Source organism: Leisingera sp. S2M4 (genome assembly GCF_055398055.1).
Window position 1 is genome coordinate 187,483 of the sequence record NZ_AP040862.1, and the last position, 24,173, is coordinate 211,655.

Consider the following 24,173-nt stretch of genomic DNA (forward strand, 5'->3'; position numbering starts at 1 on the left):
GCCCTTACCGAAGCAACATTCAGGAGAAAACGTCATGACAGAACTACTGATTGCAGGCGGAGGGTTTGCCGGGGTCTGGGCCGCCATGGCCGCCGCCGCAACGCGCCAACAAGACGGCGCAACGGACCTGTCAATCCGGCTCGTATCGAACACAGATCAGCTGAGCATTCGTCCACGACTATACGAGGGGGCGACACCCGAGATGCTCGTACCGATGCGGCCCTTGTTTGACGAGATCGGTGTCGAGCTGACACTTGGGGAGATCATTGGCATCAGCCCTTCGACCGTACGTCTTGGCACGTCTGAAACGCTCCATCATGACCGGTTGATCCTTGCGACAGGCAGCCAAGCCCATCTGCCCCCGATCCCCGGCGCAGAAGAGTTTGGCTTTGTCGTGGACACGCATGACAGCACGCAAAGGCTGGATCGTCATCTTGGTACCTTGGATGTAAATGATACCTGCGCTGGTACTATCCTGATTGTCGGAGCGAGCTTTACCGGCCTCGAAGTGGCTTTGGCACTTCGTTCCCGTTTGGGCCGGGCATTTCGGGTTCTGTTGATAGATCGAAACAAGCTGCCGGGTGCCGGTCTGGGCGACACATTGGAGGCGGAAGTTCACCTGGCGCTGCGGGAAAATGATATCCAGTTCAAAGGGGAAACCTCTGTTGTTTCCGCATCGGAACGGCATGTTAAGTTGTCTACGGGAGAAGAAATCGAAACCCGGACGCTGATTTTCGCGACCGGCTTTCACGCCTCTCCTTTGACCCAGTCCTTGCCGAACCACTGCCCGCAGGATGGCCGCGTGCCCGTCGATGCCGACCTGCGCGTCAGCAGCGTTCCGACGATCTTTGCCGCGGGGGATGTAGCGCTTGCCCAAGCCGATGCTGACCATCACACGCTGATGTCGTGCCAGCATGCAATACCCATGGGGCTTGCCGCTGGAAAGAACGCGGTTCTGGACATGCTGGGCAAAGCAACATCGGCCTATAGCCACCCCTTTTACGCGACCTGTCTCGCGCTCGGCCCTTATGGCGCGGTATTTACCAACGGTTGGGACCGGGAAGTCATCAAGACCCGCGCTGAGGGCGCTGCTATGAAGACCCAGATCAACACCCAGTGGATCTATCCGCCCAAACCGGAGCTCGGCCGTGACAAGATCTTCGCAACCATATTTGATGAACTCGATTGATGAGTTCCTTCTTCATGCCTCTTCCAAGCGGGAACGTGTAGAAGACTGAAGATAAGGATAGCGCGGGCCCTTTTCAGAGCACGCGCTAGCCTTTACGCCGGTTTGTTGTAGGCACCCATACGCGTGGCTGCGACCTCAGCAGGCCGTAGGGTTAGCTTCCCCTCTCCGCCACGTGCTGCTCGATCGTGTTGGCATACTGGTGCTACGCGTTACGGCGGTTGATGTAATCTTTCACGAAGTGCTCAATTTCCGAAGATCCGATCTCCGCGCCGCTGTCCTGGGCGGTGGCAATGGCTGTGTCGCCGTCCAGACCTTCCTCGCATGCGACGTGCATCATCACCATGGCAGCCGCCCGCTTGCCGGATGCACAATGCGCCAGAACAGGTGTCGGCAGGTCAGCAGCCTTGCTGCGAAAACGGTCGACCAGTTCGTCAGACAGAGAGGCGACGTCGACGGGCTGATGCAGATACTTAAGGCCAGCCTGGCCAGCCACACGCGCCTCTTCGTCGGGTGTCATGTGGTCAGCCTTCACCTCCTCGCCGGTTTGGAAGTTGATGATGGATCGAAACCCTTGACGCGCAGCGCTCTCGATCTGCTCAGAGGTCGGAGCGAACTTTGCAACGGTAAAACTGTCATTGATGTTAACTGTATTCTGCATTGTCTCTTTCCTCACTTCGTCTCTTCCACGGCATAGCCCGCGGCCTGCCAGGCCTTCCAGCTGCCGCGCAGGTTACGTACATTTTCGAAACCATGCTGTTTCAGAATACTGGCTGCGATGGAGGCGCGGAAACCGCTGGCGCAGTAGGTTGCATAGTGCGCGGTACGATCAAGATCAGCCAGCTTGTCCCGCAACTCCCCCAAAAAGGCATGTTGGGCGCCGGGAATGTGCCCAGCTCCCCACTCGTCGGGTTTGCGCACGTCAAGTGGCGTGATGTCCTCCGCCGCTTTCAGGTCATGAACAGAGATCTGTGGTATCTGCGAAAATTCCCGTCCAGCTTCACGCCAGGCGTTCATTCCGCCAGCCAGGTAGCCGCCGAATTTGGTAAAGCCCGTGCGCCACAACAATCGCAGCACATCCGGCACCTTGCTGTCATCCGGAAGGACGAGAAAGATCGGTTTCTCCGGGTCAAGCAGCCAACCCGCCCAGACAGACAGTTCGGGCTGCGCGCCGATGTTCAGGCTCCCCGGCACATGACCGGAACCGAACCCCATCATGTCGCGCACATCGAGAACCTGTGCGTCCCCTTCAATAGCGGCGGCAAAACGCTGCACCGACATCGGCTCGATCCGCGGCAAGTTGCCAAGCACTTCGGGCCCTTTGGCGTTGACCTTTTTCATGCGCGGGTAATGCGTGGGCACTGGTGGGGCGTCGCCAAGGATCACCTCCTTGAACCTGTCGAGGTTTTCGATACGGGCATAATCATTGAACTTGCGTTCATAGCCGATAGTGCTCGACATGCGATCGCCGATGTCCGGCCCGCAGGCTGACCCGGCCCCATGGCAGGGGTATATGATCACATCGTCCGGCAGCGCCATGAAAATGTTGCGCACGGTGTGGAACAGCTGCTCCGCCAGTTTCTCTGTTTGCTCCTTCCCCAGAAGGTCCGGCCGACCGACACTGTCGACGAAAAAGGCGTCCCCCGAGAGCACGCCCCAAGGCGTCTCGGTCTCGCCATCAAACAGGAAATAGGACATGTGCTCAGGCGTGTGACCCGGGGTGAAGCGGGCCTTCAGTCGCAAGCTGCCGAAGGTGAACTCGTCCCCGTCCTTCACGGTTTCATGGTCAAAACCATACTCTGCTCCGCCTTCTTCGCTGACGTAAAGCTTTGCCTGCCCGCCGAGACGTTCGACCAGTTCCCGCGCGCCACTCAGAAAGTCCGCGTGGATGTGGGTCTCGAAAACATGGGTGATCGCCAACCCGTAGCGACGCGCCGTTTCAAGATAGATGTCGACATCGGGGCGGGGGTCGACAACGGCACAGACATGCGCGGCATCATCCCCCAGCAGATAGGAACATTCAGCGACACCTTCCGCCAGGATTTGTTCAAATCGCATAGTCATGATGAGCCTCCTTGGAAACAGAACTCATGAGGGTTGGAACTCGTTCCGGCGCTGCCTTCGCTTTCCGGCAGACCGACAGGACCAGTGGTCCTCCGGATCAGGGGGGATGACGCTCCAAGCACGTTCGGTTTCGCATGGCGTAGCGAACCAGTGTGTGGCGCATTAATGCCGAATATCCGAATTCTGTTTTGGCAATGCGGCTTCTAATCCTTCGCGCAACCTCAGCCTAAATCGGCGTCATCAGAATTGGAGTGGAAGCCATGAAAGACGTCACCGACACCGCCCGCATCCAGGCCGAGATCATCCAGGCCTTCAACTTTCGTCACGCCACCAAGGTGTTTGATCCGGACCGCAAAATCAGCGAGGGAGAATTCGAGACCATTCTCGAGGCTGCTCGGCTGTCGCCGACGTCCTTCGGGCACGAGCCGTTTAAGATCCTCATGATCCAGTCCCAGGAAAAACGGGAATTGTTCCGCGAGTTTTCCTGGGGGGCGAATGGGATGATGAACGGTACCACCGGCCAGCTCGGCACCGCCAGCCATTTCGGCATCATTGTTGTGAACACCGCCGAGGCGATGACTGCGGGGTCCGCATATCTTCAGGACTTCTACCGCAATGTGAAGCAGCTGCCAGAAGACGTCATCGAGATTTTCAACGGCGCATATGGAAAGTTTCAGTCGACTGATCACAAGATCACGACGGATCGCGAGATGACCGATTGGGCCGGCAAACAGGCCTATATCGTGCTCGCCAACATGATGACATCTGCAGCGCTGATGGGCATCGACTCCTGCCCGATCGAAGGATTCGACATGGACCGGACGACCGAAACGCTGGAAAAGCACTTCGGCATCGACTCCAAACACTACAAGCCCGCGGTGATGTTCGCCTTTGGTTACCGCGCGGCAGACCCGCAGTTCCCCAAGACACGCCGCACGATGGAGGATACCGTTCGCTGGTTCTAATGCCAGCGGTCGCAGCAATGTTTTAAAAGGCCGCGCCTCGTAGGGGCGCGGCTGAGAATTGCCGAAACCGTTCCCTCAGACAGGCCGTGCGATCAGCTGTCTGGAGCACGGGTTGCCATGGATTGATGGAACAGGTGGCCAGACGGACACGCCGCCACATGGCTGCGGGTTTGGTTCGAAATTCAACTGTTTAGCCTCTCTCCGCGGCACAATTGCCAGCGGACCCGGTGGCAAACCAAGGGCGACCGTCCGCAACGTCGCCTGATACGAGGTCCAAACCATGCAATATTGGTTCTAGCCAGGCGCCGAACAGCTGCGCTACGATCCCTGTAAAAAGCCAGAAAAAGCCAACAGGGACAGAACTACATGAATAATCGTTTGCGCAAAATCACCATCGTCGGCGGCGGCACGGCCGGCTGGATGACCGCGCTTATCCTCGACACGCTGTTCGCGCGCACCTCCTCGCCCAAGGACCGGCCGCACCTCTGCCTGATCGAGAGCCCCAACATCTCGACCGTGGGGGTCGGCGAGGCCACGGTGCCGCGGATGCCGGGAACGCTGCGACAGGCGGGCATCTCAGAGCGGTCTTTTTTCCGCGAGACCAACGCGTCTTTCAAACTGGGCGTGAAGTTCTGCAACTGGAACATCGATTCCAAGGGCAACCGCATTGATTACGTGAACCCCTTTGCCCACGGTCAGATGATCGATGGACTGGACGCTGCCGAGTATTTTCTGCGGTTCGGCAACGGGGACCGGGATTTCACCCAGTCCATCTCACCTCACGACGATCTCGGCCGCCTGTGCAAAGGTGCCCGGCAGCTGGGCCAGCCCGAGTTCGAACAGCGGTTTGGTTATGCCTACCACCTGGACGCCGTGAAATTTGCGGGCATGCTCACCAAGGTCTGTACCAAGCGCGGCGTGGAGCACATCCAGGACGAGGTGAAATCGGTCGAGCTCGATGAACAGGGCAACGTAAGCCACCTGATGCTTGAGCATAAGGGGCGCCATGACATCGAGATGGTCATAGACTGCACCGGGTTCCGCGGGCTGATCATCAACAAGGCGCTCGGCGAGCCGTTCATGGACTACTCGGACTATCTGCCCAATGACCGTGCCATGGCGTTGCAGATCGAGCATCCGGATCCCGAGAAGATCGAAAGCCTCACCCGGGCGACTGCCCTTGGCGCCGGCTGGACATGGCGGGTGCCGCTCTACAACCGGGTGGGAACTGGGTACGTGTTCTCCTCGGCGCACCGGACGGATGACCAAGCAGCAGATGAATACCTCGCGTGGCTGGGTGACAGCGGCAAGGGTGCAACGCCGCGCGTGATCCCCATGCGGATCGGGCGTGTGCGCAACGCCTGGGTCAAGAACTGCGTGGCGATCGGTCTGTCCGGCGGGTTCATCGAGCCACTCGAGAGTACAGCGATCCATATGATCGATCACGCGGTGCGCTGGTTCGCGGAGCACCTGCCCACGCGGGACATCGCGCCGTCCCTGCGGACACGCTACAACCGCCAGATGAACAAGCTCTATGACGAGGTTCTGGAGTTCATCTGCCTGCATTACCGCTTAGGCAACCGCACCGACGACCAGTACTGGATCGACGCACGGACAGACATGAAGATTCCAGATCGTCTGGCCGAGAATCTCGAGGTTTGGCAGCATCGCCTGCCGATGGAGCATGACATCGAGTTCGCGACACTGTTCGACTATCGCGTCTATCAAACCGTTCTTCTGGGCAAACAGGTCTATGACACCGGATATGGCACCGGCATCAGGGAGCGTCTGCGACCACTGAAGAAGCCAATCTGGTTTCAATGGTGGAAGGCCGCGAAAATGGATCTCGCACAGACCCTGCGGACCATGCCGGATCACAAGACCCTGCTACGCGACATCCGGGGAGAGTTGGACAAACCGGCCTTCGGCATGGAGGCGGCGATGAAGCCCACTGTTGCGATGCCGGGCACTCCGCCTGCACCTCTTGTGGTTCAAAACATGCCCAGTCTGGACGAAATCCAAACCGGGCAGAAGGACCTGCAGCTGTTCTGACCAATTACCGGGGAGGCAGGCCGAAGGACGCAAGCGACGCGCCAGCCTCCCCTCCGCCTTGTGCCGATCCTCGTGGCGCGATCAAGTAGTTGTCACGATCCAATCAGGTCGGATCTCAGATTCCGCGATGTAGCCGGCAACATCATGACCCCGGAACAAGCCATGATCCGTGATGAGAATGGTCCCGATACCTGCCGCGGCGCCGCCCAGCACATCCGTGTGCAACGTGTCCCCGACCATGGCTATCCGTTGCGGCGCGATCCCCTCCAAACGCGCCAGCGCCGCCCGGAAGGCATTGCCGTGGGGCTTGCCAAAAAAGACGGTCGGGTTGCGCATGTCCTGCGTGATTTCATGCGCGATCAGTCCCGGCTCCACCGACAGGCCCTCCTCGCGCGGGGCGACAAGATCCGGGTTGGCCACAACCAAGGGCCTCGGCTTTTTCTGCAGCGCCTCTTTCAACAAAGCCGTCTTTGCCTCAGTCCAGCCGTCCGAAGACAGGAGCAGAAAGCCCCCTGCATTGTCCAACAGGTCCGTATCGTCGCCCAAGTGGGAAATCTGGACTGCGTCCGGCGCGTCACTGAAATCATCGTTCGGTGCCGCAGCCGCAGCCCAGACCTGTCCCTCGGGGAGCGGTGGCAAGGCCGAGAAGGCAACGTCGCGGCTGGAGACGACCTCAGACGCTTCAAAATCAAATCCCAGCCGGTGGTACTTTGCCAGCACTTCGGTGCGTGTGTAGCTCGCGGCGTTGGTCAGCACCACCAGGCGCTTTCCCAGTTTCCGGAGCATCTGCATGCGTTCGACGGCACCGGCAATAGCAGTTTCCCCGCGGTTCAACACGCCAAACGCATCGAGGATATAGGCGTCATAGTGGGCGGCGGTATCGCCTAGGTCGTTCCCAACGCGGGACACCTCTGGAAACGTTGCAGTCGGCAACCCCGAGCGCAGGCTTTCATACATGTCAAATGCGTCGTCAGTGCCTATCATCTTACTCAGTGCTCACAGGGGTGACAGCAGCTGGTTGCCCAAATCAGAGACCTCATTTCCCCTAGCAGGCCAAGTGATCTCCAACCAGCTGCCGCTTTTGTCACAGGATTTTCCTTCGCAGGTAGGAAGACACCACCTCACCGAAAACCACAAGCGCAAGAATGGTAAGCAGAACCATAGATACTTCAGGCCAGTTGAACGTGTCGATGGCACCCTGCAGGATCATCCCGATACCGCCCGCGCCAACCAACCCCAAAACGGTTGATTCCCTCAGGTTGATGTCCCAGCGCAGGATCGCCACCGCAAAGAACGCGGGCATCACCTGCGGCACGATGGCGTAAAGCACGATCTTGAAGCGCGACGCACCGCAGGCCTCCAGCGCTTCGACCGGCTTGCGGTCAATCTCCTCGATCGCCTCGCCGAGCAATTTGCCCAAGAAACCGATGGAGCGGAACATGATCGCCACGATGCCGGCCACGATGCCGGGTCCGAAGATGGCGACGAACAAAAGCGCCCAGATGATCGTGTTCACCGACCGCGAGGAGACCAGGATGAAGCGCCCGACCCACAGGGCGAATTTGTTCGGCGTGGTGTTCTGCGCCGCGATATAGGCCACCGGCAGCGAGACCACGACCGCAATCATCGTCGCCAGCGTGGCGATGTTCACCGTCTGCCAGATCGCCTCGAGGATCGACGGCAGGTTCGACGGGTCCGGCGGCATCATCCGGCCAAACAGATCGCCCATCTGCGACGGCGCATCCCAGACCCAGGCCCAGATCACGTCGATGCTGCTCAGCGCCCAGGCCACGATCAGCAGGGTCAGGGCAAAGCCGCCATAGCGCATCAGCCGCTGGCGCAGGGTGAAGCGGGACCAATGGTCCAGGGTTTGGTTCAAAGACTGATTGGTCATCATGCAATCCGCTTCCTGATAAATCCGCTCACCGCCTCGGAGATGAGGATCACGCCGACGATGACCATGGTGATCGCCAGGGCAAAGTCGTAGTCATAGCGCCCGAAGGCATTGGCCAGCGTCGCGCCGATCCCGCCTGCGCCGACGATGCCGACCACGGCCGAGGCGCGCAGGTTGCTGTCGAGCTGATAGATGCCAAGCCCGACAAGACGCGGCATGATCTGCGGCATCACCGCATAGGCCAGCGTCGCGATGAAGCCCGCCCCGGCCGAGCGCATTGCCTCAACCTGGCCGAAATCGATTTCTTCGATCCGTTCGGCCAGCAGTTTGGCAACAAAGCCGATGGAATAAACCACCAATGTCAGCGCGCCGGCAAAGGGGCCAAAGCCCACGGCCTTCACAAAGATGATCGCGACGATCACCGGATGGAAACTGCGCGCAACGATGATGATGCCGCGGCCCATGAGGTAGACGGGTTTCACCGCGATATTGCTGGCCGCCATGAAGGCCAGCGGCACCGACAGAAAGATGCCGCCGACCGTGGCGAGGATGGCGATTTTCAGGCTTTCCATGAAGCCGTCGAACAGCAGGCCCGCGCGTTCAAAGCTGGGCGGGAAGGCCCCGCTGAAGATGCGCTGCGCCCGCGTCATCCCATCCGCGACCCGGTCCCAGTCGATGGGCAGGGTCGCCAGCGTGACCACGAAATAGACCGCCACCGCTACCATCAGCCCGTAGCGCAGCAGCGGATTGGCGATGAATGGCGGCTTGCGCCAGGTGTCCTTGGCCGTGCTCATGCCGCTGCCCCGACCTGGGCGCGGTCCTCGGCCGGCACGCCTGCGTAGATCTCGTCCATCTGGTCCTTGCCCAGTGCCGCGGGCTTGTCGTCAAAGATGATCCGCCCGTAGCGCATGCCGACGATGCGGTCGCTGAACTCCTTGGCCTCGGTCACGTTGTGGATGTTGATGATCACCGGAAGTTTCAGCTCATTCGCAAGATCGCGCAGCAGCGTCATAATCTGCTCCGAGGTCTTGGGGTCGAGCGAGGCAGTTGGCTCATCCGCAAGCAAGATTTCCGGGCGCTGCATAAGCGCGCGCACCACACCGACGCGCTGACGCTCGCCGCCGGACAGCTCGTCGGCGCGCTTGTTGGCGTAATGGGCAATGCCCACCCGCTCCATCAGCTCATAGGCGTGGCGGATGTCCTCGCGCGGGTAACGCCGGGTCAGCGCCGCCCAGGTGGAGATATAACCCAGCCGCCCGGACTGGACATTTTCCATCACCGTCAGCCGGTCGATCAGGTTGAAGCCCTGAAACACCATGCCGATCCGGCGTCGCGCGGTGCGCAGCTCGCGGCGGCTCAGCTTGGTGAAATCGGTGCCGTTCAACTCGACGGTGCCCGACGTCGGCTCCACCAGCCGGTTGATGCAGCGCAACAGGGTACTTTTGCCCGCGCCCGAAGACCCGATAACTGAGGTCAGCTGATCGCCTTCGACGGTCAGATCCAGCTCCTTCAGCACCGGATCGCCGGATCCATAGCGTTTTGTCAGTTTGGTGATTTTCAGCATGACGGTCTCCCGGACATAGCGCGGCCCCGCCCCTGCCGCGCTCTCTGGGCAGAGACGCAAACCGGGCCGCGAAAAGCGCCCGGTCAGACCTGTGCTGACCGGGCTGTTTCAGATGTAGTTTGGGTTATTTCCCGGCCAGGCCTTGCGGCGTGTATTCGACACCGTTGGAGGCCTGGATCTGACGGATCACCGCCCATTGATCCTTGTAGGTGATCGGGATGAACTTGCTGACGCCGTCGAATTCCTCGCCCAGCTTGGTGCCGGCGAAGTCAAAGCTGAAGAAGGCGTCCTTGATCTTGGCGGTCAGCTCAGGGTCGAGGTTGTGCGCCACGGTGAACGACGTTGTCGGGAAGGGATCGCTCTCCCAGATCATGCGCACATCCTCGGGGTCATAGAGGCCGCGTTCGGCCATCCGGTCAACCACCTCAGATGCCACCGGCGCTGCGTCATAGTCGCCCGCGACCACGCCCAGCATCGACTGGTCGTGGGAGCCGGAATATATCACCTCGTAATCCTTGTCGGGTTCGACGCCCAACGCCGGGAACAGCGCGCGGGGCGCCTGGTTGCCGGAGTTCGATGTCGGCGAGGTATGCGCCACACGGCGGCCCGCCAGATCCTTCACTTCCTTGATGTCGCTGTCTGCCTGCGTGAACACCTGCAGCTTGTAGCCAAACTGGCCATCCTCGGCGCCCATGATGGCAAAAGGCACGGCACCGGCAAGATTCACGGCAAAGGGCGTCGGCCCGGTGGAGAAACCCGCCACATGCAGGCGGCCCGAACGCATCGCTTCAACCTCGGCGGAGTTCGACTGCACAGCGAAGAACTGCACGTCCTTGCCGGTTTTTTCCGACAAATGCGCGATGAAGGGTTCCCAGATGTCGGCGTAAACGGCCGGATCTTCGACCGGCGTATAGGCAAAGACCAGCGTGTCGGGGTTGCTCAGCTTAGCCGGATCGGTCGGCGTGTCCGCCACCAGATCACCGTTCGCATCGCAGTACAGCGCATCCAGCGCACCGCGTTCGGCACAATCCTCGGCAGCGGCTGCAAAGGCGCTCAGCGACAGAACGCCCAGTGCCGTTGCGGCACGGGTAATAATCTTTGTCATGGTATCCTCCCTAGATCCGCCTGCCGGATTTCTCCCCGGTCGACCAGGCGCTGACCCCGCAACGATAGGCGCGGCGCCGAGGCGGTTGCGAGCCGTGTTCTGTTAACGAAACCTCCGCAAAGCGGGTTTCATGTTAACAGTGTTACAATCCCTCCTGCATCCCCTTAAACTCGGGTTTTACTTGCGACACAGAAAGAGAGCGGCGGCCAAAGCCGCAGAACAATCCGCAGGTGACAGGAGGAGGGTTGCATGCAGGAGGGACGAACAGAGCCGCTCATCGCCATTGTGGACGATGACCCCGATATGCGCGAGACGTTGTCCGCGTTGATGCAGGAAAGCGGCTTCGGGGCGGTTTGCTGCGCCGACATCCCGGCCTTTCACGCCTTGGGCGACCCGCCACCGGTGGATCTGGCACTGATCGACTTGCGCCTGCGCGGTGAATCCGGGCTGACACTGGCGATCCACATCCGCGAGCGCTACGAGATCCCCATTGTCATGCTCACCGGCGTCGGCGATGAGATCGACAAGATCATCGGCCTTGAGACCGGCGCCGATGATTACATGATCAAGCCCTTCAACCCGCGCGAGCTGGTGGCCCGCATCCGCGCGGTGCTGCGCCGCTATGGCCACGGCACCACCCGCCCCAGCGCCAACCCCGGGCAGGAGATCATTTTTGGTTCCAAGCGGATCGACGTGCAGTCCCGGCGCCTGCTGAATGCCGAAGGCGAGGAGATCCCGCTGACCAACGCCGAATACCGCCTGCTGGAATATTTCGCCCGCAACCCCGACCGTGTCATCCCGCGCCCAGAACTGCTGGAAGAGCTGGGCTCTGACATGCAGCGCTATGTGGACCGCACCATCGACGTGCTGATCCTGCGCCTGCGCCGCAAGATCGAAAGCGTGCCGTCCAAACCTGTCCACCTGCAGACCCGCCGGGCGCAGGGCTATATCTTCCAGCTGTCCGGGAACTGAGCCGGTGGTGCCCGCGCTTCCCTCATTCAGCGTCCGCTTCCGCTTGTCGGCCGCGATCGCTGTGTTGTTCGGATTGATCCTGCTTGTCAGCATAATCGGCATGAGGGTCCTGGACCGGACCGAAACATGGATGAACGTGCTGCATCAGGAGACACTCACGGAAGTCTCCGAAGCGTTGGACCTGTCGCGCCATGCAGCGGATCTGGCGACCTCAGCCCCTTTCCTTTACGCGCTTTTTCCCCCGTTCCAGCTGGAGCGGGAAGCCGAAAAGGTCCGCGACAGCCTTGCTCGGATCGAGACGCACGCCAGCGACGATCCCACGCTCGCCCTGCCCATGGCACGGCTTGGACTTGCCATTGATGATTTGACCGCAGCGCTGGTACCGCAAGCCGCCCGCAAGGCCGCCCTGACAGCGACCGATCGTGACATGCAGCGGCTGAACGCCCGCGCCCGCAAATACGCAGCCGACACTCGCCTCGCTCTGAGAGAACGTGAAATTTGGGCCAATCTTCAACAGCTGACGGCCAGCGCCATCGCTGCGGGACGGGCCGCTGAACTGATCGAACTGGGTGAATTCACGCGGCATTTCAACAAGATCGAGAGAAGTATCGAGCCACGCTTGCTGTCGTCCCACCTAGCGACCTATCAGGAGATCCAAGCCGCCGTTTCCCGCGACAGTGGGCTTTTTGTTCTGAAACATCGTGCACTCGCCGCTCAGCTTGATGCCGAGAATGCGCTCTTTCGTATCCGCCAGGAAGTCGGTCGCATCACCACCTATGCGGAAGAAAAGGTTGCCCTTGCCGAGAGCCGCCTCAGCCGCGCGCGTGCAGAAACCTCGCACAACCTTGGCATCGCCAAGAAGTCCTTTCTCACTTTCACGCTGATGAGCCTTTTGGTCGCCGTAACCTCTGCGCTTTATGTATCTCGCTATGTCACGCGCAACCTGAAACGGGTGGCGACGGCAATGCGCGCGCTGGCGCAAGGAGATCATCGCAGTGAACTCCCGCGGGCAGGCGTTGGGACCGATGAAATCGGTCAACTATTTGCCGCTTTCCAAGTGTTTCGCGACAACGCGCGCAAACTCGATCGCCGTACTGCCCAGGTCCTGCGTCAGAATGCCTTGTTTTCGCGAGTTTTTCGAAACATCAAGGACGGCGTGGCCATCACCTCGGTCAATGGGCGGATCGACGCTGAAAATCAAAATCTGCGCGCCCTGTTGCGCCTGCCGTCGGATGACGCCACGAGAAAAACCGATATGGAAACCCTCATCGCGCGCTCGGCCTTCGTGCGACAGGCCAGCGCCGACGAACGGGGCGGGTTTGAGGAGTACGTCGACCCTTCGGGTCATGTTCTGGAGTTGCGCCACTCCCCCCTACCCGACGGTGGTGCGGTCTGGCTTTTATCAGAGACGACAGAGCGGAAACGTATCGACGAAAGGCTGGAAGAAATCCGGCGCGTGGAAACGCTGGGAAAGGTAACTGGCGAAGTCGCCCACGACTTTGGCAATATCCTATCCAGCATTTCCGGCAACTTGCACCTTCTCGAGAATGCAGACGATCAAAGTTCACAGCACTTCCGCGCCCGTATCAGATCTGCGGTGGACTTGGGCGTGTCACTGACCGAACGCCTGCTCGCCTTCGCGCGCAAACAGCATCTTGAACCGCAGGTAACCGACATCGGATTGCTGGTTGAAGGCATGGCCGACCTTCTGGAAATGGCATTGCCCGCGGGGGTTTCCCTCGAGTTTCAATGCGACGACCCTCCTGTTTTGGCGCGAGTTGATCCGGGGCAACTGGAAAGCGCGATCCTCAACCTGTGCGTCAATGCGGGGCAAGCGATCAAAGATACTGGCACGATCCGAATTTCCGTTAGCCACGGGGAGAGCGGTGGCGCACAATTGTCGATCCAGGACAGCGGGTGCGGCATGCCGCCCGACGTCCTGCGGCGGGCCACGGAACCCTTCTTCACCCACCGCAACGATGGGAACGGAACAGGCCTTGGGCTGTCCATGGTCGACGGGTTCGTTCACCAGTCAGGTGGACGGCTGACAATCCAATCACGGACGGTACCTCCGCAACCAGGCACAACGGTCACAATGGGATTCCCCCCTTTGGCGCAAGCCTCTGACGCCGCGCGAAAACCTCGGAACCAGAGAACGATCCTGGTGGTCGACGACGACCTGACCAACCTGACCGCCACATCTACCGCCTTGGAACGTCTTGGCTATGTCGTTGTGACAGCTTCAAGTTTTGGCGAGGGCAGAAATCTGATCAAGCACCAGCACAGGCTGGACATGGTGATCAGCGATCTAAACCTAGACGACGGCGCATCCGGGTGGGAACTGCTTCAACTGGCATGCGACCTGCATCCAACCTGCGATCTGGTTCTCATGTCGACGCGACAAACAGTACGTCCCCCTGACGTCCTGAACGGTCTGCCCCAACTGAAAATTCTGACGAAGCCCCTCACGGAGACCGTGATTGCGGAATTGATCGGGGCACGACGCCCGCTTTCCACGTCTACTTGAACTTGAAATCATTCCCGTAAGACGGCTCTTCCTTGCGGTGGCAACTGTTGGGCTTCGACAGAAAAGCCTCATAGGCGCTGCACCGGACCGAAACCGATTTAAAGGACAACATTGCTGTGCCTATTCGCGAATATGGGTGTCACGAATGTTTCGCCCATAAAGCCCGGTGAAGGAGCGCCCCAATGAGGAGGCACAGGAAAAGCCACACCGGTGAGCGATTTGCTCCAAGCTCAACTGGGTCTCTTCCGAAAGGTACCGGGCGTGCTGAAGCCGCAACATCTTGTAGTATTTTCCTGGCGTCATGCCCAGCTCGCGCTGAAAGGCGCGGGCCAACGTGCGCTCGGACAGGGAGACGCGTTTCGCCAGCGCCGCCGTGCTCAGCGGGGTTTCGATGTGCTCTACCATCAGGTTCGCTGCCTTCAAAATCTTCGGCGACCCCCGCTGATTCAGCCGCGCCGCGCCACGGTTCGCTTCCGATTGCCGTGAGGGATCATAGACGAACATGGTCGAAGCGCCGAAGGCCGCCGCGGAGCCATAAAGATCCTGAATGAGGCCCAACATCATATCGAGTGCGGTGCTGGCTCCGCCGCAGGTGAGGAAGGGACCGGATCGCACGAAGCGTCTGGTGGAAACTTCGGTTCTAGGAAAAGCCTCTGCGAAGGCATCCAGTTCCTGCCAGTGGATAGTCGCGGTGTGCCCGTCCAACAGGCCCGCTTCAGCCAGTAGCCAAGCCGCCGTGTCGAGCGCCAGGACTTGCTCGGCGCGGCGCGCCGCAACCCTTAGCTTGGTCAGAAGCGTCGGCGCGGTTTGGTCGCGTACGTGATAGCCAGCAACCAAGACCAGGCTTCGGTTGCGTAGTTGTTCGTCAAAGGCCCCATCCGGGGTGATCTGAAGACCGCTAGAGCTTCTCACCGGTCCGCCATCCAGCGTCGTGACGCGCCATCCGGCCACATCCTGGCCCGCGTTCATCCGCACGTCGCGCAAGGGTTCCATAGCGCTGGCCAGCACCATGTTGGAGAACCCCTCAAACAGCAGAAATTCAAAGATCGGCGGTGAGTGTGGCGGCATTTGTATTCTTTTTGACCGAAAATGTTTAAACGTGGCGTCAACTCCTGCGCTAATCGTACGGGAAGTCAAGTCACTTGACGATCCGCTGACGCCGAGCCGACACCGGCTCATTCAACATCCGAGACTTCCTTCATGACCGCCCAGCCTCTCTGGCAGCCGGATCTTTCGGCGCGCTGCAAACCCTTGCTGTCCGATTTCATGGCCGAGGCCGCGACGATTTCCGGCCTGGCTCTGAAGAGCTTTGCGGATCTGCACGCCTGGTCGGTAGCGCAGCCGCAGGTGTTCTGGCCGCTGGCCTGGGAGTTCTGCGGGCTGGTTGGCGATAAAGGGAGTGTCCCACTGCAGGCGCACCCCGATCCGACGAAGGTTCGGTTCTTCCCTGAGGCACGGCTGAACGTCGTGGACAGCTTCCTGAAAAACGCCGACAGCCGCGAGGCCATCGTTTTCACCGGAGAAACCGGCCACCGCATGGTCTGGAGCCGGGCCGAGTTGAAGCGCGAGGTTGAACGTCTTGCCGCTGCTCTGCGGGATGCCGGGATTGCGCCGGGCGATCACGTTGCAGGCTACGTGCCGAACATGCCGCAGACCGTGGCGGCGATGCTGGCCACGGCCTTGCTGGGGGCGGTCTGGTCTTCCTGCGCGCCGGAAAGCGGGCCAGACGTGGTGGTGGATCGGTTCAGCCAGATCGAGCCCAAGCTGATGTTCGCCGCTGACGGGTATTTCTATAACGGCAAGACGTTTGAGACCCGCGCCGCAATTTCCGAGGTCGCCGCTCGGGTGCCATCGATCCAAAACATCGTGGTCTGGCCTTATGCGGGCGATGCCGGGAACCTGCCGAAGGGCATGACGGCCTATGAGACCTTCAACCAAAAAGACGCCCCGGCGCTGGACTGCCGTCCGATGGGCTTTCGCGATCCGCTGTATGTGATGTTTTCCTCCGGCACCACCGGCAAGCCCAAGTGCATAGAGCATTCCGGCGGCGGCACTCTGCTCCGGATGCTGGTGGAGCAACAGCTGCATTGCGACCTGCGCCCGGGCGACCGGATGTTCTACTACACGACCTGCAACTGGATGATGTGGAACTGGCAGGTGGCGGCGCTGGCCTCCGAGGCCGTGATCGTCCTCTTCGACGGCAACCCGATGTATCCCGGCATCCACCGCCTTTTCGACCTGGCGGAAGCCGAGAAGATTACCCATTTCGGTATTTCCGCCAAATACATAGACGCGTCGCTAAAGCGGCGGAACCGGCCCGCGGACACCCACGACCTGGCCTCTCTACGGGTGGTTCTGTCCACCGGCTCGCCGCTATCGCCCGAAGGCTTTGCCCATGTCTATGCCGACTGGAAGGCGGATGTGCAGCTTTCCTCGATCTGCGGTGGCACCGATATCCTGGGCTGTTTCATCGGCGGCTGCCCACTGCTGCCGGTGCATCAGGGCGAGATCCAGGCGCCGATGCTGGGGCTGGATGTGGCGACCCTGAACGATCAGGGCGCACCGGTCGAGGGTGTTGCTGGCGAACTGGTTTGCCGCAACGCCCATCCATCGATGCCCACCCGATTCCTCAACGATCCCGGCAACGCGCGTTACCGCGCCAGCTATTTCGCGACCTATCCAAATATCTGGCGGCAGGGTGATTATATGATCCGCACGGAACATGGCGGCTATGTGGTGCTGGGCCGCTCGGACGCAACATTGAACCCCGGCGGCGTGCGGATCGGTACCGCAGAGATCTACCGCCAGCTCGACAAGATTGATGATGTCGCCGACGCGGTGGTGGTCGGCCAGAGCTTCGACAACGATGTGCGCGTGGTTCTTTTTGTGGTGCCGGCTGAGGGCGCCGTGCTGGACGATACACTAGCCGCCCGGATCAGAACGGAAATACGCAAGCAGGCCTCGCCCCGCCACGTGCCTGCCAAAATCATCGCCGTCGCCGATATCCCGCGTACCAAGTCCGGCAAGACCGCCGAGCTTGCTGTGCGCGACGTGGTGAACAATCAGCCCGTCCGCAACCTCTCCGGCCTCGCCAACCCTGAGGCGCTGGAGCTGTTTGCGGATCTCCCCGAATTGCAAATCTGACCCCAAAAGGAGCGAAACCATGCCCCTGACCATGAACCGAGACGTCTTCATCACCTGCGCCGTCACCGGCTCCGGCGGCACCCAGGACAAATCCCCCCATGTGCCCCGCTCGCCCAAGCAGATCGCGGAGTCCGCGATCGAAGCGGCCAAGGCTGGTGCAGCGGTTGTCCACTGCCACGTGCGCGACCCGGAAACCGGTGCGCCCTCCCGCGATCTGGCGCTCTACCGCGAGCTGACCGAGCGCATCCGCGATTCCGAAGTGGACGTGGTGCTGAACCTCACCGCTGGCATGGGCGGCGACATCGTCTTTGGCTCGACCGAGGCGCCGCTGCCGGTGAACGAGGCAGCGACTGACATGATCGGCGCGACCGAGCGCATGGCCCATATCGCCGACTGCCTGCCGGAAATCTGCACCCTCGACTGCGGCACGATGAACTTTGCCGAAGCAGACTACGTAATGACCAACACCCCCGGCATGCTGCGGGCGATGGGCCAGATGATGACAGATCTGGGCGTGAAGCCCGAGATCGAGGCCTTTGACACCGGCCACCTGTGGTTTGCCAAGCAGCTGGTGAAGGAGGGCATTCTGGAGCCCAATGCACTGGTGCAGCTGTGCATGGGGGTTCCGTGGGGTGCGCCGAACGACCTCAACACATTTATGGCGATGGTCAACAACGTGCCGTCTGATTGGACCTGGTCGGCGTTCTCGCTCGGCCGCGACCAGATGCCCTATGCCGCACAGTCGGTGCTGGCGGGCGGCAACGTGCGGGTCGGTCTCGAGGACAACCTGTTCCTGGAGAAAGGCGTTCTGGCCACCAACGCCCAACTGGTCGAGCGCGCGGTGGGCGTGATCGAGGGCATGGGCGCCCGGATCATCGGCCCCGAGGCGGTCCGCGAGAAGCTGGACCTGACCAAACGCGCGCCGGTAGCGAAGTAAGCCAAACAAGGGGGCGCGCCATGGGTGCCCCCTTCTACAGCCTGTGCACCGAAGGGTGAGCAGGGAAGGCGATCAGAGGATAGATCATGAAAACAGCAGCAATCATTGGCGGCGGCGTCATCGGTGGCGGATGGGCCGCGCGGTTCCTATTGAACGGCTGGAACGTGCGGGTGTTCGATCCGGACCCCGACGCGGAACGCAAGATCGGCGAAGTCCTGGCCAATGCGCGCCGCAGCCTGCCGTCGCTCTATGACAAGGCGCTGCCACCGGAAGGTACGCTGACCTTCCACGCGGATATGGCGGATGCGGTAACGGGTGTGGGCTGGGTTCAGGAAAGCGTGCCGGAGCGGCTGGATCTGAAGCACAAGATTCACGCGCAGATCCAGAGCCTTGCACCCGCCAGCGCGGTGATCGGCTCGTCCACCAGTGGCTTCAAGCCGTCGGAACTGAACGCGGAAGGTGCCCGTGCCGTGGTCGCGCATCCATTCAACCCGGTCTACCTGCTGCCGCTGGTCGAGCTGGTAGGCGATGCGGACACCTGCGCGCAGGCCTCGGAGCTGTTGCGTGAGGTGGGCATGTACCCGCTCACGGTGCGCAAAGAGATCGACGCGCATATTGCCGACCGGCTGCTGGAAGCGGTCTGGCGCGAGGGGTTGTGGCTGATCAAGGACGGCATCTGCACCACCGAAGAGCTGGACGAGGCGATCCGCATGGGCTTTGGCCTCAGGTGGGCGCAGATGGGCCTGTTCGAGACCTACCGGATTGCTGGCGGCGAGGCGGGCATGAAGCACTTCATGGCGCAATTCGGCCCGGCGCTCGAATGGCCCTGGACCAAGCTGATGGATGTGCCGGAGTTCACAGAAGAGCTGGTCGACCTGATCGCGGGTCAATCGGATGCCCAATCCGGCCACATGTCCATCCGTGAATTGGAGCGCCTGCGGGATGACAACCTGGTCGGCATGATGCGGGCGCTGAAGAAATCTGGCAGCGGAGCAGGCGGTGTCATCACCGCGCATGAGGCAACGCTGCCCGTTCCGGAAGCGGTGGACCTGCCGGTAACCGTCAACCGCACGGTTCCGCAGAGCTGGACCGATTACAATGGCCATATGAACGAGGCGCATTACACCGAGGCCTCGGCCCAGGCCACCGACCGCTTCATGGAGATGATCGGCGTCGATGCCGCGTATATCGCCGAAGGCGGAAGCTATTTCACCGTCGAGAACCACGTCCGCTTTCTGGACGAGTTGCACGAGGGCGATGCTTTGACCGTGACCACCCAGGTGCTGCAGGGGACCGGCAAGAAGATGCACCTGTTCCACAGGCTGTTCGGTCCCGAAGGAAAACTGGCGGCAACGGTGGAGACGCTGCTGCTGCATATGGACCTGAACGCACGCGGTACCTCGCTGCCGTCACCGCAGGTCGCTGACAAGCTGGCCAGCTTTGCTGGCGCGCACGCCGGGTTTCCGCTGCCCGACGGCGTCGGACGCCACGTCGGCCAGCGGGGATGAATTGGAAACCGGCAGTGTGCAGACTGCCGGTCTTCCTTTGCGGGCCGGACCCCCTCCCCAATCCGGCCCGCATTCTTGAACTGAGGCCGCAGGGGACGGCGAATTTCTGGTCCGAAAGTCGGGCAGACCCGAGGCAGAAGACCTCGGGCAGCAAAGCAAAAGGTCAAGGGAGGCCACAATGTCTGAAAGCAACCCCAACAGCCGCCTGGTGGCGAAGTCCGGCTTCTTTGCCGGGCTGCATCCGGGGATGGGGACGGCATCCAAAGCGATGATCGTCTTTTTTGTGATTTTTACGGTCTTGAATGTCGATCTGGCGGCCGACCTGTACAAAACGGTCCGCGCCTGGATCGAAGACTGGTTCAGCTGGTACTATATTTCGCTGCTGATTGGCGTCATGTTCTTCTGTTTCTGGCTGATGGCCTCAAAGTTCGGCAAGTTGCGGCTGGGCGAGGACGACTCGCGCCCAGAATTCGGTAATTTCAGCTGGTTCGCGATGCTGTTTTCGGCCGGGATCGGGGTCGGCATTCTGTTCTTCGGCGTGGCTGAGCCGATCTTCTATTTCGACAACTCCGGTGCTTTCGGCTACCCGAACAACCCGCATGCCGATATGGCGGGCCACACCGAAATGGACATACTGCGCGCCCGGGACGCGATGCGGGTGGCCTTTTTCCACTGGGGCTTCCATGGCTGGGCGCTCTACGTGCTGGTCGGGCTGTGCCTGGCCTATTTCGGGTTCCGCAAGAAGCTGCCACTGACCATGCGCTCGACCCTGTATCCGATCCTTGGCGAGCGGATCTATGGCCCCTGGGGGCACCTGGTGGATCTGCTGGCGGTGTTCGGTTCCGTCTTCGGCATTGCGACCTCGCTGGGGCTGGGGTCGACCCAGATCGCCACCGGGCTGAACGTGTTGTTCGGTCTGGAGGTGACGCTGACCCTGAAGATCGTGCTGATCGTGATCGTGTCGGTCATTGCCACCGCCTCGACCGTGTCCGGCGTGGCGCGTGGCATCCGGTTTATCTCCGAATGGAACATCTGGTTGTCGATCGCGCTGCTGCTGGCCTTTGTGGTGCTGGGACCAGCGAAATGGCTGCTGGCGTTCTTCATCACCTCGGTCGGGGACTACCTGTGGAATTTCATTCCGATGGGCTTCTGGACTGCAACCGAAGAGGCAAATGTCGCCTGGCAGGGTGGCTGGACCATCTTTTACTGGGGCTGGTGGATCGCCTGGGCACCTTTGGTCGGCATTTTCATTGCCCGTATTTCCTATGGCCGGACCATCCGTGAGTTCATGGTCGGGGTGCTGTGCGTGCCCACGGCGGCGGTATTCTTCTGGCTGTGCATCTTCGGCGGCACCGCGATCTGGCAGGAGATGCACATGGCAGGCGGCCCGACGGCGGAAGGCGGCGCAGGCATCATTGCCACCGTCCGCAACTGGGAACTGCCCGGGGCGCTGTACGGGACCATCGCCAATATCGGCCAGACCTCCTGGATGGGCGACATGAGCTGGACCGCGTGGCCCCTGTCCTTGCTGGCGACGGTGCTGCTGGTCAGCTGGTTCGTGACCTCGGCGGATTCCGGCACGCTGGTGATCACCACGATGCTGTCGATGGGCGACGAAAACCCGCCGAACAAGTTCCGCGTTATCTGGGGAGCCGGGATCGGCGCAACCGCCATCGCGTTGTTGATGTCGGGCGGGCTGAGTGCCCTGCAGACGGCGCTGATTGCGACCGCGTTTCCGATTTCCTTCCTGATCATCGCGATGGTCTGGGGGCTCTGTAAATCGCTGCGCGACGACCCGACGGCGTCACCGATGGTCGTCGAGCCGACCCCGACCCCCGATGGCACTCACATGACTCAGGACATGACCGCCTAAGTCCCGTCATCTATCTGGGACTAACTTCGCCGGGTCTGGCAGGCCCGGCGAAACGCGTCTCTTCCCGGGTCAACACACGACGACACAGCCTTTGACCGCGGTTCCAGACCCGACCGGGGTGTCGACGGCAGAGCGCGGCGATGTTCTCCTCCCGCGCAATCCACATCCCTCACTCAGGCGCACAGGTGCCAATCTCAGACGCGGAACGTAATAACGCATCGAAGCCCTTCGGATCGGTAGTCAACCTCCACCTCCCCGCCGAGATCAAACTTCAGGATCGTGTCGATCATCTTGCTTCCGAAGCCTCTGCGCGTTGGCGTGACGACGGGAGGGCCTTTGCATTCCTGCCAGACCAGCCGCAGCAAATCTCCCGTGTCTTCAATCTTTTCGCAGGTCACCTCGACATAGCCTTCAGGCTCAGACAGCGCGCCATATTTGAGAGCGTTGGTCGTCAGCTCGTGCAGGGCCATCGACAGGCTTGTCACCTGCTCGGATGGGAGCATCGCGGTGATACCCTTGATGCGAAAACGTTGTGCCCCCCCGGCCTCATCCGCGGTCAGCGTGAGCAGCTCCATGAGGTCCGCAGATTTATGATCCTCACTTGTGAGGATATCATGTGCCTTGGACATGGCCTGAAGCCGACCGATGAAGCTTGCACGGAATTCTGCCGGAAGGGTTTGCTTAGCCATACCCGCGACCACAGCAAGGGTGTTTTTGATGCGGTGCTTCATTTCGTTCATCGCGACCTTCAGACGTAGTTCGGCCTTCTTGCGGGCCGATATGTCACGCAGAACAATCGAGAAATTTCTTTTCGGTCCGACCTCGTGCTCCCGGATCGGCACCACGGTGATCTCAAAGTGCTGACCCTTGCCGTCGACGGTCTCGAACACGGCTTCCGGCGCGCTTTTGCAGGTTTCGACGGCCCTCGGAAACCAGTCCGGGTCCTCCTCGAACCGGATCTCATCCTGAACGCGGAGCCCCTGAACAGCCTCGAAGCTCCGCCCCAAAAGCCGCTCTGCGCCGGCGTTCCAGCGCAGGATAACACCATCCTCCTCGACACGAAGGATGCCATTCGGCGAGGTTCGGACGATGGCCGCAAGCTCATCTGCCTCGCGCCGCGCCGCCCGCAATTGATCCTCGTACAGGCGGCGTTCGCGGGCGTCGAAAATTGTGTAGTCAAAGCGGACAGGGTTTCCTTCGGAATCCTGTCGCGCCACCCCGCTAAGCAGCACGGGCAGGTTGGAACCGTTCCGCACCTTCATTGAACAGGAAATCTCGCGGGCGAACCCCTGCAACCTCATCATCGGCGCCAGATGTGTCTCGTAGTACAGTTTCCCGGGGCCTGTCATGAGTTCAGGCAAACGTTGCGGACGCTCTTCCCCATTGGCCGGCAGGTTCAACCACCGCGACAGTGTCTCGTTGACATATTGCAGCCGTCCATCCGGGTCAGTCACGACGATCCCGCATGGCGCATCCTCCAAAAGTTCCGCAAAAGCTGAGCGAAGCTCCTCTTTGTCGTACATGGCGCTTAAATGGCTTCGAGATAATCGCGGATTGCCGCGACCACGTCGGACGGCACGGTCATATGCGGACAGTGACCGGTGGCCTTCAGCACTTTCAGGGTCGCGCCCGGCGTTCGGTCGCGCATCCACTCCGCGACCTGCATCGGCACCAGGGCATCATCGTCACAATGCAGGATAAGGGACGGGCAGGCTGCCTTTTCAAATGCCGAACGTTCATCCGCGAAGAACGTTACACGACCGAAATGCTGCGCAATGGCGGGGTCGGTGCGGCAGAAACCCTTGGTGAGTTCGTCAGCCGCCGGAGCACCGGCCGGCTGACCAGCGATCATCGGTGCCATCTGGGCGGACCACCCCAGATGGTTCTCGTCCAGAAACGAGATGAGTTCCTCAAGATCTTCTTGTGAAAAACCGCCGTGATATCCGTGTGCGTCATCGTTCAAGAAACATGGCGTCGGAGAAACCAGAACGAGCCGGGACAGCTTTTGCGGCTCCTGGTTGGCCGCCAGCAGCGCAATGGTGGCACCAATGGAATGTCCGACCACCACCGGCTGTACCAGCCCGAGTTCATCGATGATGTCCAGCAGGTCCTGGGCATGCGCCTGAAGGTCGGCGTAGCGTTCAGGGTCGTAGGCGGAAAGATCCGACTGCCCCATGCCCGTCAGATCGTAGGTCACAATGCGGAAGTCGTCGGCGAGACTCGGCACGACCTGCCGCCACATGGACTGATCACAACCAAAGCCGTGAATGAAAACAAGGGGCCGACTATCGGCCACACCGGTCGTGACAACCTTGTTACGCGCAATCATGCCCAAAGTCCCCTGTGTGAGTTCAGAGCGCCTTTGCGACCAGCGCCGAATAT

At 60.8% G+C, this 24,173-nt stretch carries 19 protein-coding genes; 9 read left to right on the top strand and 10 right to left on the bottom strand.

Annotation, left to right across the window (positions count from 1 at the left end; translation table 11 throughout):
• Positions 1–34 precede the first annotated feature (34 nt).
• Positions 35–1,189 (top strand): NAD(P)/FAD-dependent oxidoreductase, encoded by a 1,155-nt coding sequence (locus ACZ52D_RS17230; protein ID WP_464443506.1) that lies wholly within the window; start codon positions 35–37, stop codon positions 1,187–1,189.
• 202 nt (positions 1,190–1,391) lie between these two features.
• Here ACZ52D_RS17230 and ACZ52D_RS17235 read toward each other — a convergent pair whose 3' ends face one another.
• A complete protein-coding gene (locus tag ACZ52D_RS17235) occupies positions 1,392–1,847 on the bottom strand; it encodes a protein tyrosine phosphatase family protein (RefSeq protein ID WP_464443507.1) in 456 nt (151 codons plus the stop codon).
• A gap of 11 nt (positions 1,848–1,858) precedes the next feature.
• Positions 1,859–3,250, bottom strand: a complete 1,392-nt coding sequence (locus ACZ52D_RS17240) for an MBL fold metallo-hydrolase (protein ID WP_464443508.1) — start codon at positions 3,248–3,250, stop codon at positions 1,859–1,861.
• A gap of 260 nt (positions 3,251–3,510) precedes the next feature.
• Here ACZ52D_RS17240 and ACZ52D_RS17245 point away from each other — a divergent pair, with 260 nt between their 5' ends.
• On the top strand, positions 3,511–4,215 hold the full coding sequence (locus ACZ52D_RS17245) for an NAD(P)H-dependent oxidoreductase (RefSeq protein WP_222455619.1): 705 nt from the start codon (positions 3,511–3,513) through the stop codon (positions 4,213–4,215).
• Positions 4,216–4,581: 366 nt separating this feature from the next.
• Positions 4,582–6,267, top strand: coding sequence for a tryptophan halogenase family protein (locus ACZ52D_RS17250; RefSeq protein ID WP_464443509.1), 1,686 nt, complete (start codon positions 4,582–4,584; stop codon positions 6,265–6,267).
• Positions 6,268–6,348: 81 nt separating this feature from the next.
• Here ACZ52D_RS17250 and ACZ52D_RS17255 read toward each other — a convergent pair whose 3' ends face one another.
• From ACZ52D_RS17255 to phnD, 5 genes are all read right to left on the bottom strand, one after another.
• Positions 6,349–7,251, bottom strand: a complete 903-nt coding sequence (locus ACZ52D_RS17255) for an HAD-IIA family hydrolase (RefSeq protein ID WP_464443510.1) — start codon at positions 7,249–7,251, stop codon at positions 6,349–6,351.
• Positions 7,252–7,351: 100 nt separating this feature from the next.
• Complete coding sequence (gene phnE, locus ACZ52D_RS17260) at positions 7,352–8,161, bottom strand: phosphonate ABC transporter, permease protein PhnE (RefSeq protein ID WP_222455616.1); 810 nt, start codon at positions 8,159–8,161, stop codon at positions 7,352–7,354.
• Positions 8,161–8,955 (bottom strand): phosphonate ABC transporter, permease protein PhnE, encoded by a 795-nt coding sequence (gene phnE, locus ACZ52D_RS17265; protein ID WP_464443511.1) that lies wholly within the window; start codon positions 8,953–8,955, stop codon positions 8,161–8,163. The genes phnE (ACZ52D_RS17260) and phnE (ACZ52D_RS17265) overlap by 1 nt, the downstream gene beginning before the upstream one ends.
• A complete protein-coding gene (gene phnC, locus ACZ52D_RS17270) occupies positions 8,952–9,725 on the bottom strand; it encodes a phosphonate ABC transporter ATP-binding protein (RefSeq protein WP_417473904.1) in 774 nt (257 codons plus the stop codon). The genes phnE (ACZ52D_RS17265) and phnC overlap by 4 nt, the downstream gene beginning before the upstream one ends.
• A 124-nt stretch (positions 9,726–9,849) precedes the next feature.
• Positions 9,850–10,830, bottom strand: a complete 981-nt coding sequence (phnD, locus tag ACZ52D_RS17275) for a phosphate/phosphite/phosphonate ABC transporter substrate-binding protein (RefSeq protein WP_222455613.1) — start codon at positions 10,828–10,830, stop codon at positions 9,850–9,852.
• 249 nt (positions 10,831–11,079) lie between these two features.
• Here phnD and ACZ52D_RS17280 point away from each other — a divergent pair, with 249 nt between their 5' ends.
• Complete coding sequence (locus ACZ52D_RS17280) at positions 11,080–11,802, top strand: response regulator transcription factor (protein ID WP_464443512.1); 723 nt, start codon at positions 11,080–11,082, stop codon at positions 11,800–11,802.
• A gap of 7 nt (positions 11,803–11,809) precedes the next feature.
• Positions 11,810–14,329, top strand: a complete 2,520-nt coding sequence (locus ACZ52D_RS17285) for an ATP-binding protein (protein ID WP_464443513.1) — start codon at positions 11,810–11,812, stop codon at positions 14,327–14,329.
• 120 nt (positions 14,330–14,449) lie between these two features.
• Here ACZ52D_RS17285 and ACZ52D_RS17290 read toward each other — a convergent pair whose 3' ends face one another.
• On the bottom strand, positions 14,450–15,397 hold the full coding sequence (locus tag ACZ52D_RS17290) for a GlxA family transcriptional regulator (RefSeq protein ID WP_464443514.1): 948 nt from the start codon (positions 15,395–15,397) through the stop codon (positions 14,450–14,452).
• 132 nt (positions 15,398–15,529) lie between these two features.
• Here ACZ52D_RS17290 and ACZ52D_RS17295 point away from each other — a divergent pair, with 132 nt between their 5' ends.
• From ACZ52D_RS17295 to ACZ52D_RS17310, 4 genes are all read left to right on the top strand, one after another.
• The gene (locus ACZ52D_RS17295; RefSeq protein ID WP_464443515.1) at positions 15,530–17,473 is read left to right on the top strand and encodes an acetoacetate--CoA ligase; all 1,944 of its coding nucleotides are present in this window, start codon (positions 15,530–15,532) and stop codon (positions 17,471–17,473) included.
• Positions 17,474–17,492: 19 nt separating this feature from the next.
• Positions 17,493–18,410, top strand: a complete 918-nt coding sequence (gene bcoG, locus ACZ52D_RS17300; RefSeq protein WP_464443516.1) for a 3-dehydrocarnitine:acetyl-CoA trimethylamine transferase BcoG — start codon at positions 17,493–17,495, stop codon at positions 18,408–18,410.
• 86 nt (positions 18,411–18,496) lie between these two features.
• Positions 18,497–19,918: a carnitine 3-dehydrogenase gene (locus ACZ52D_RS17305; protein WP_464443517.1), complete on the top strand. Its 1,422-nt coding sequence runs from the start codon at positions 18,497–18,499 to the stop codon at positions 19,916–19,918.
• Between the two features lie 178 nt (positions 19,919–20,096).
• A complete protein-coding gene (locus tag ACZ52D_RS17310; RefSeq protein WP_464443518.1) occupies positions 20,097–21,791 on the top strand; it encodes a BCCT family transporter in 1,695 nt (564 codons plus the stop codon).
• A 194-nt stretch (positions 21,792–21,985) separates the two neighbouring features.
• Here ACZ52D_RS17310 and ACZ52D_RS17315 read toward each other — a convergent pair whose 3' ends face one another.
• Both ACZ52D_RS17315 and ACZ52D_RS17320 read right to left on the bottom strand, forming a co-directional pair.
• Entirely contained in the window at positions 21,986–23,314 is a 1,329-nt protein-coding gene (locus ACZ52D_RS17315; RefSeq protein ID WP_464443519.1) for a sensor histidine kinase, read from the bottom strand.
• Between the two features lie 5 nt (positions 23,315–23,319).
• Positions 23,320–24,120 carry an alpha/beta fold hydrolase gene (locus ACZ52D_RS17320; protein ID WP_464443520.1) on the bottom strand — a complete coding sequence of 267 codons (801 nt, stop codon included), beginning with the start codon at positions 24,118–24,120 and terminating at the stop codon, positions 23,320–23,322.
• Between the last annotated feature and the right edge of the window lie 53 nt (positions 24,121–24,173).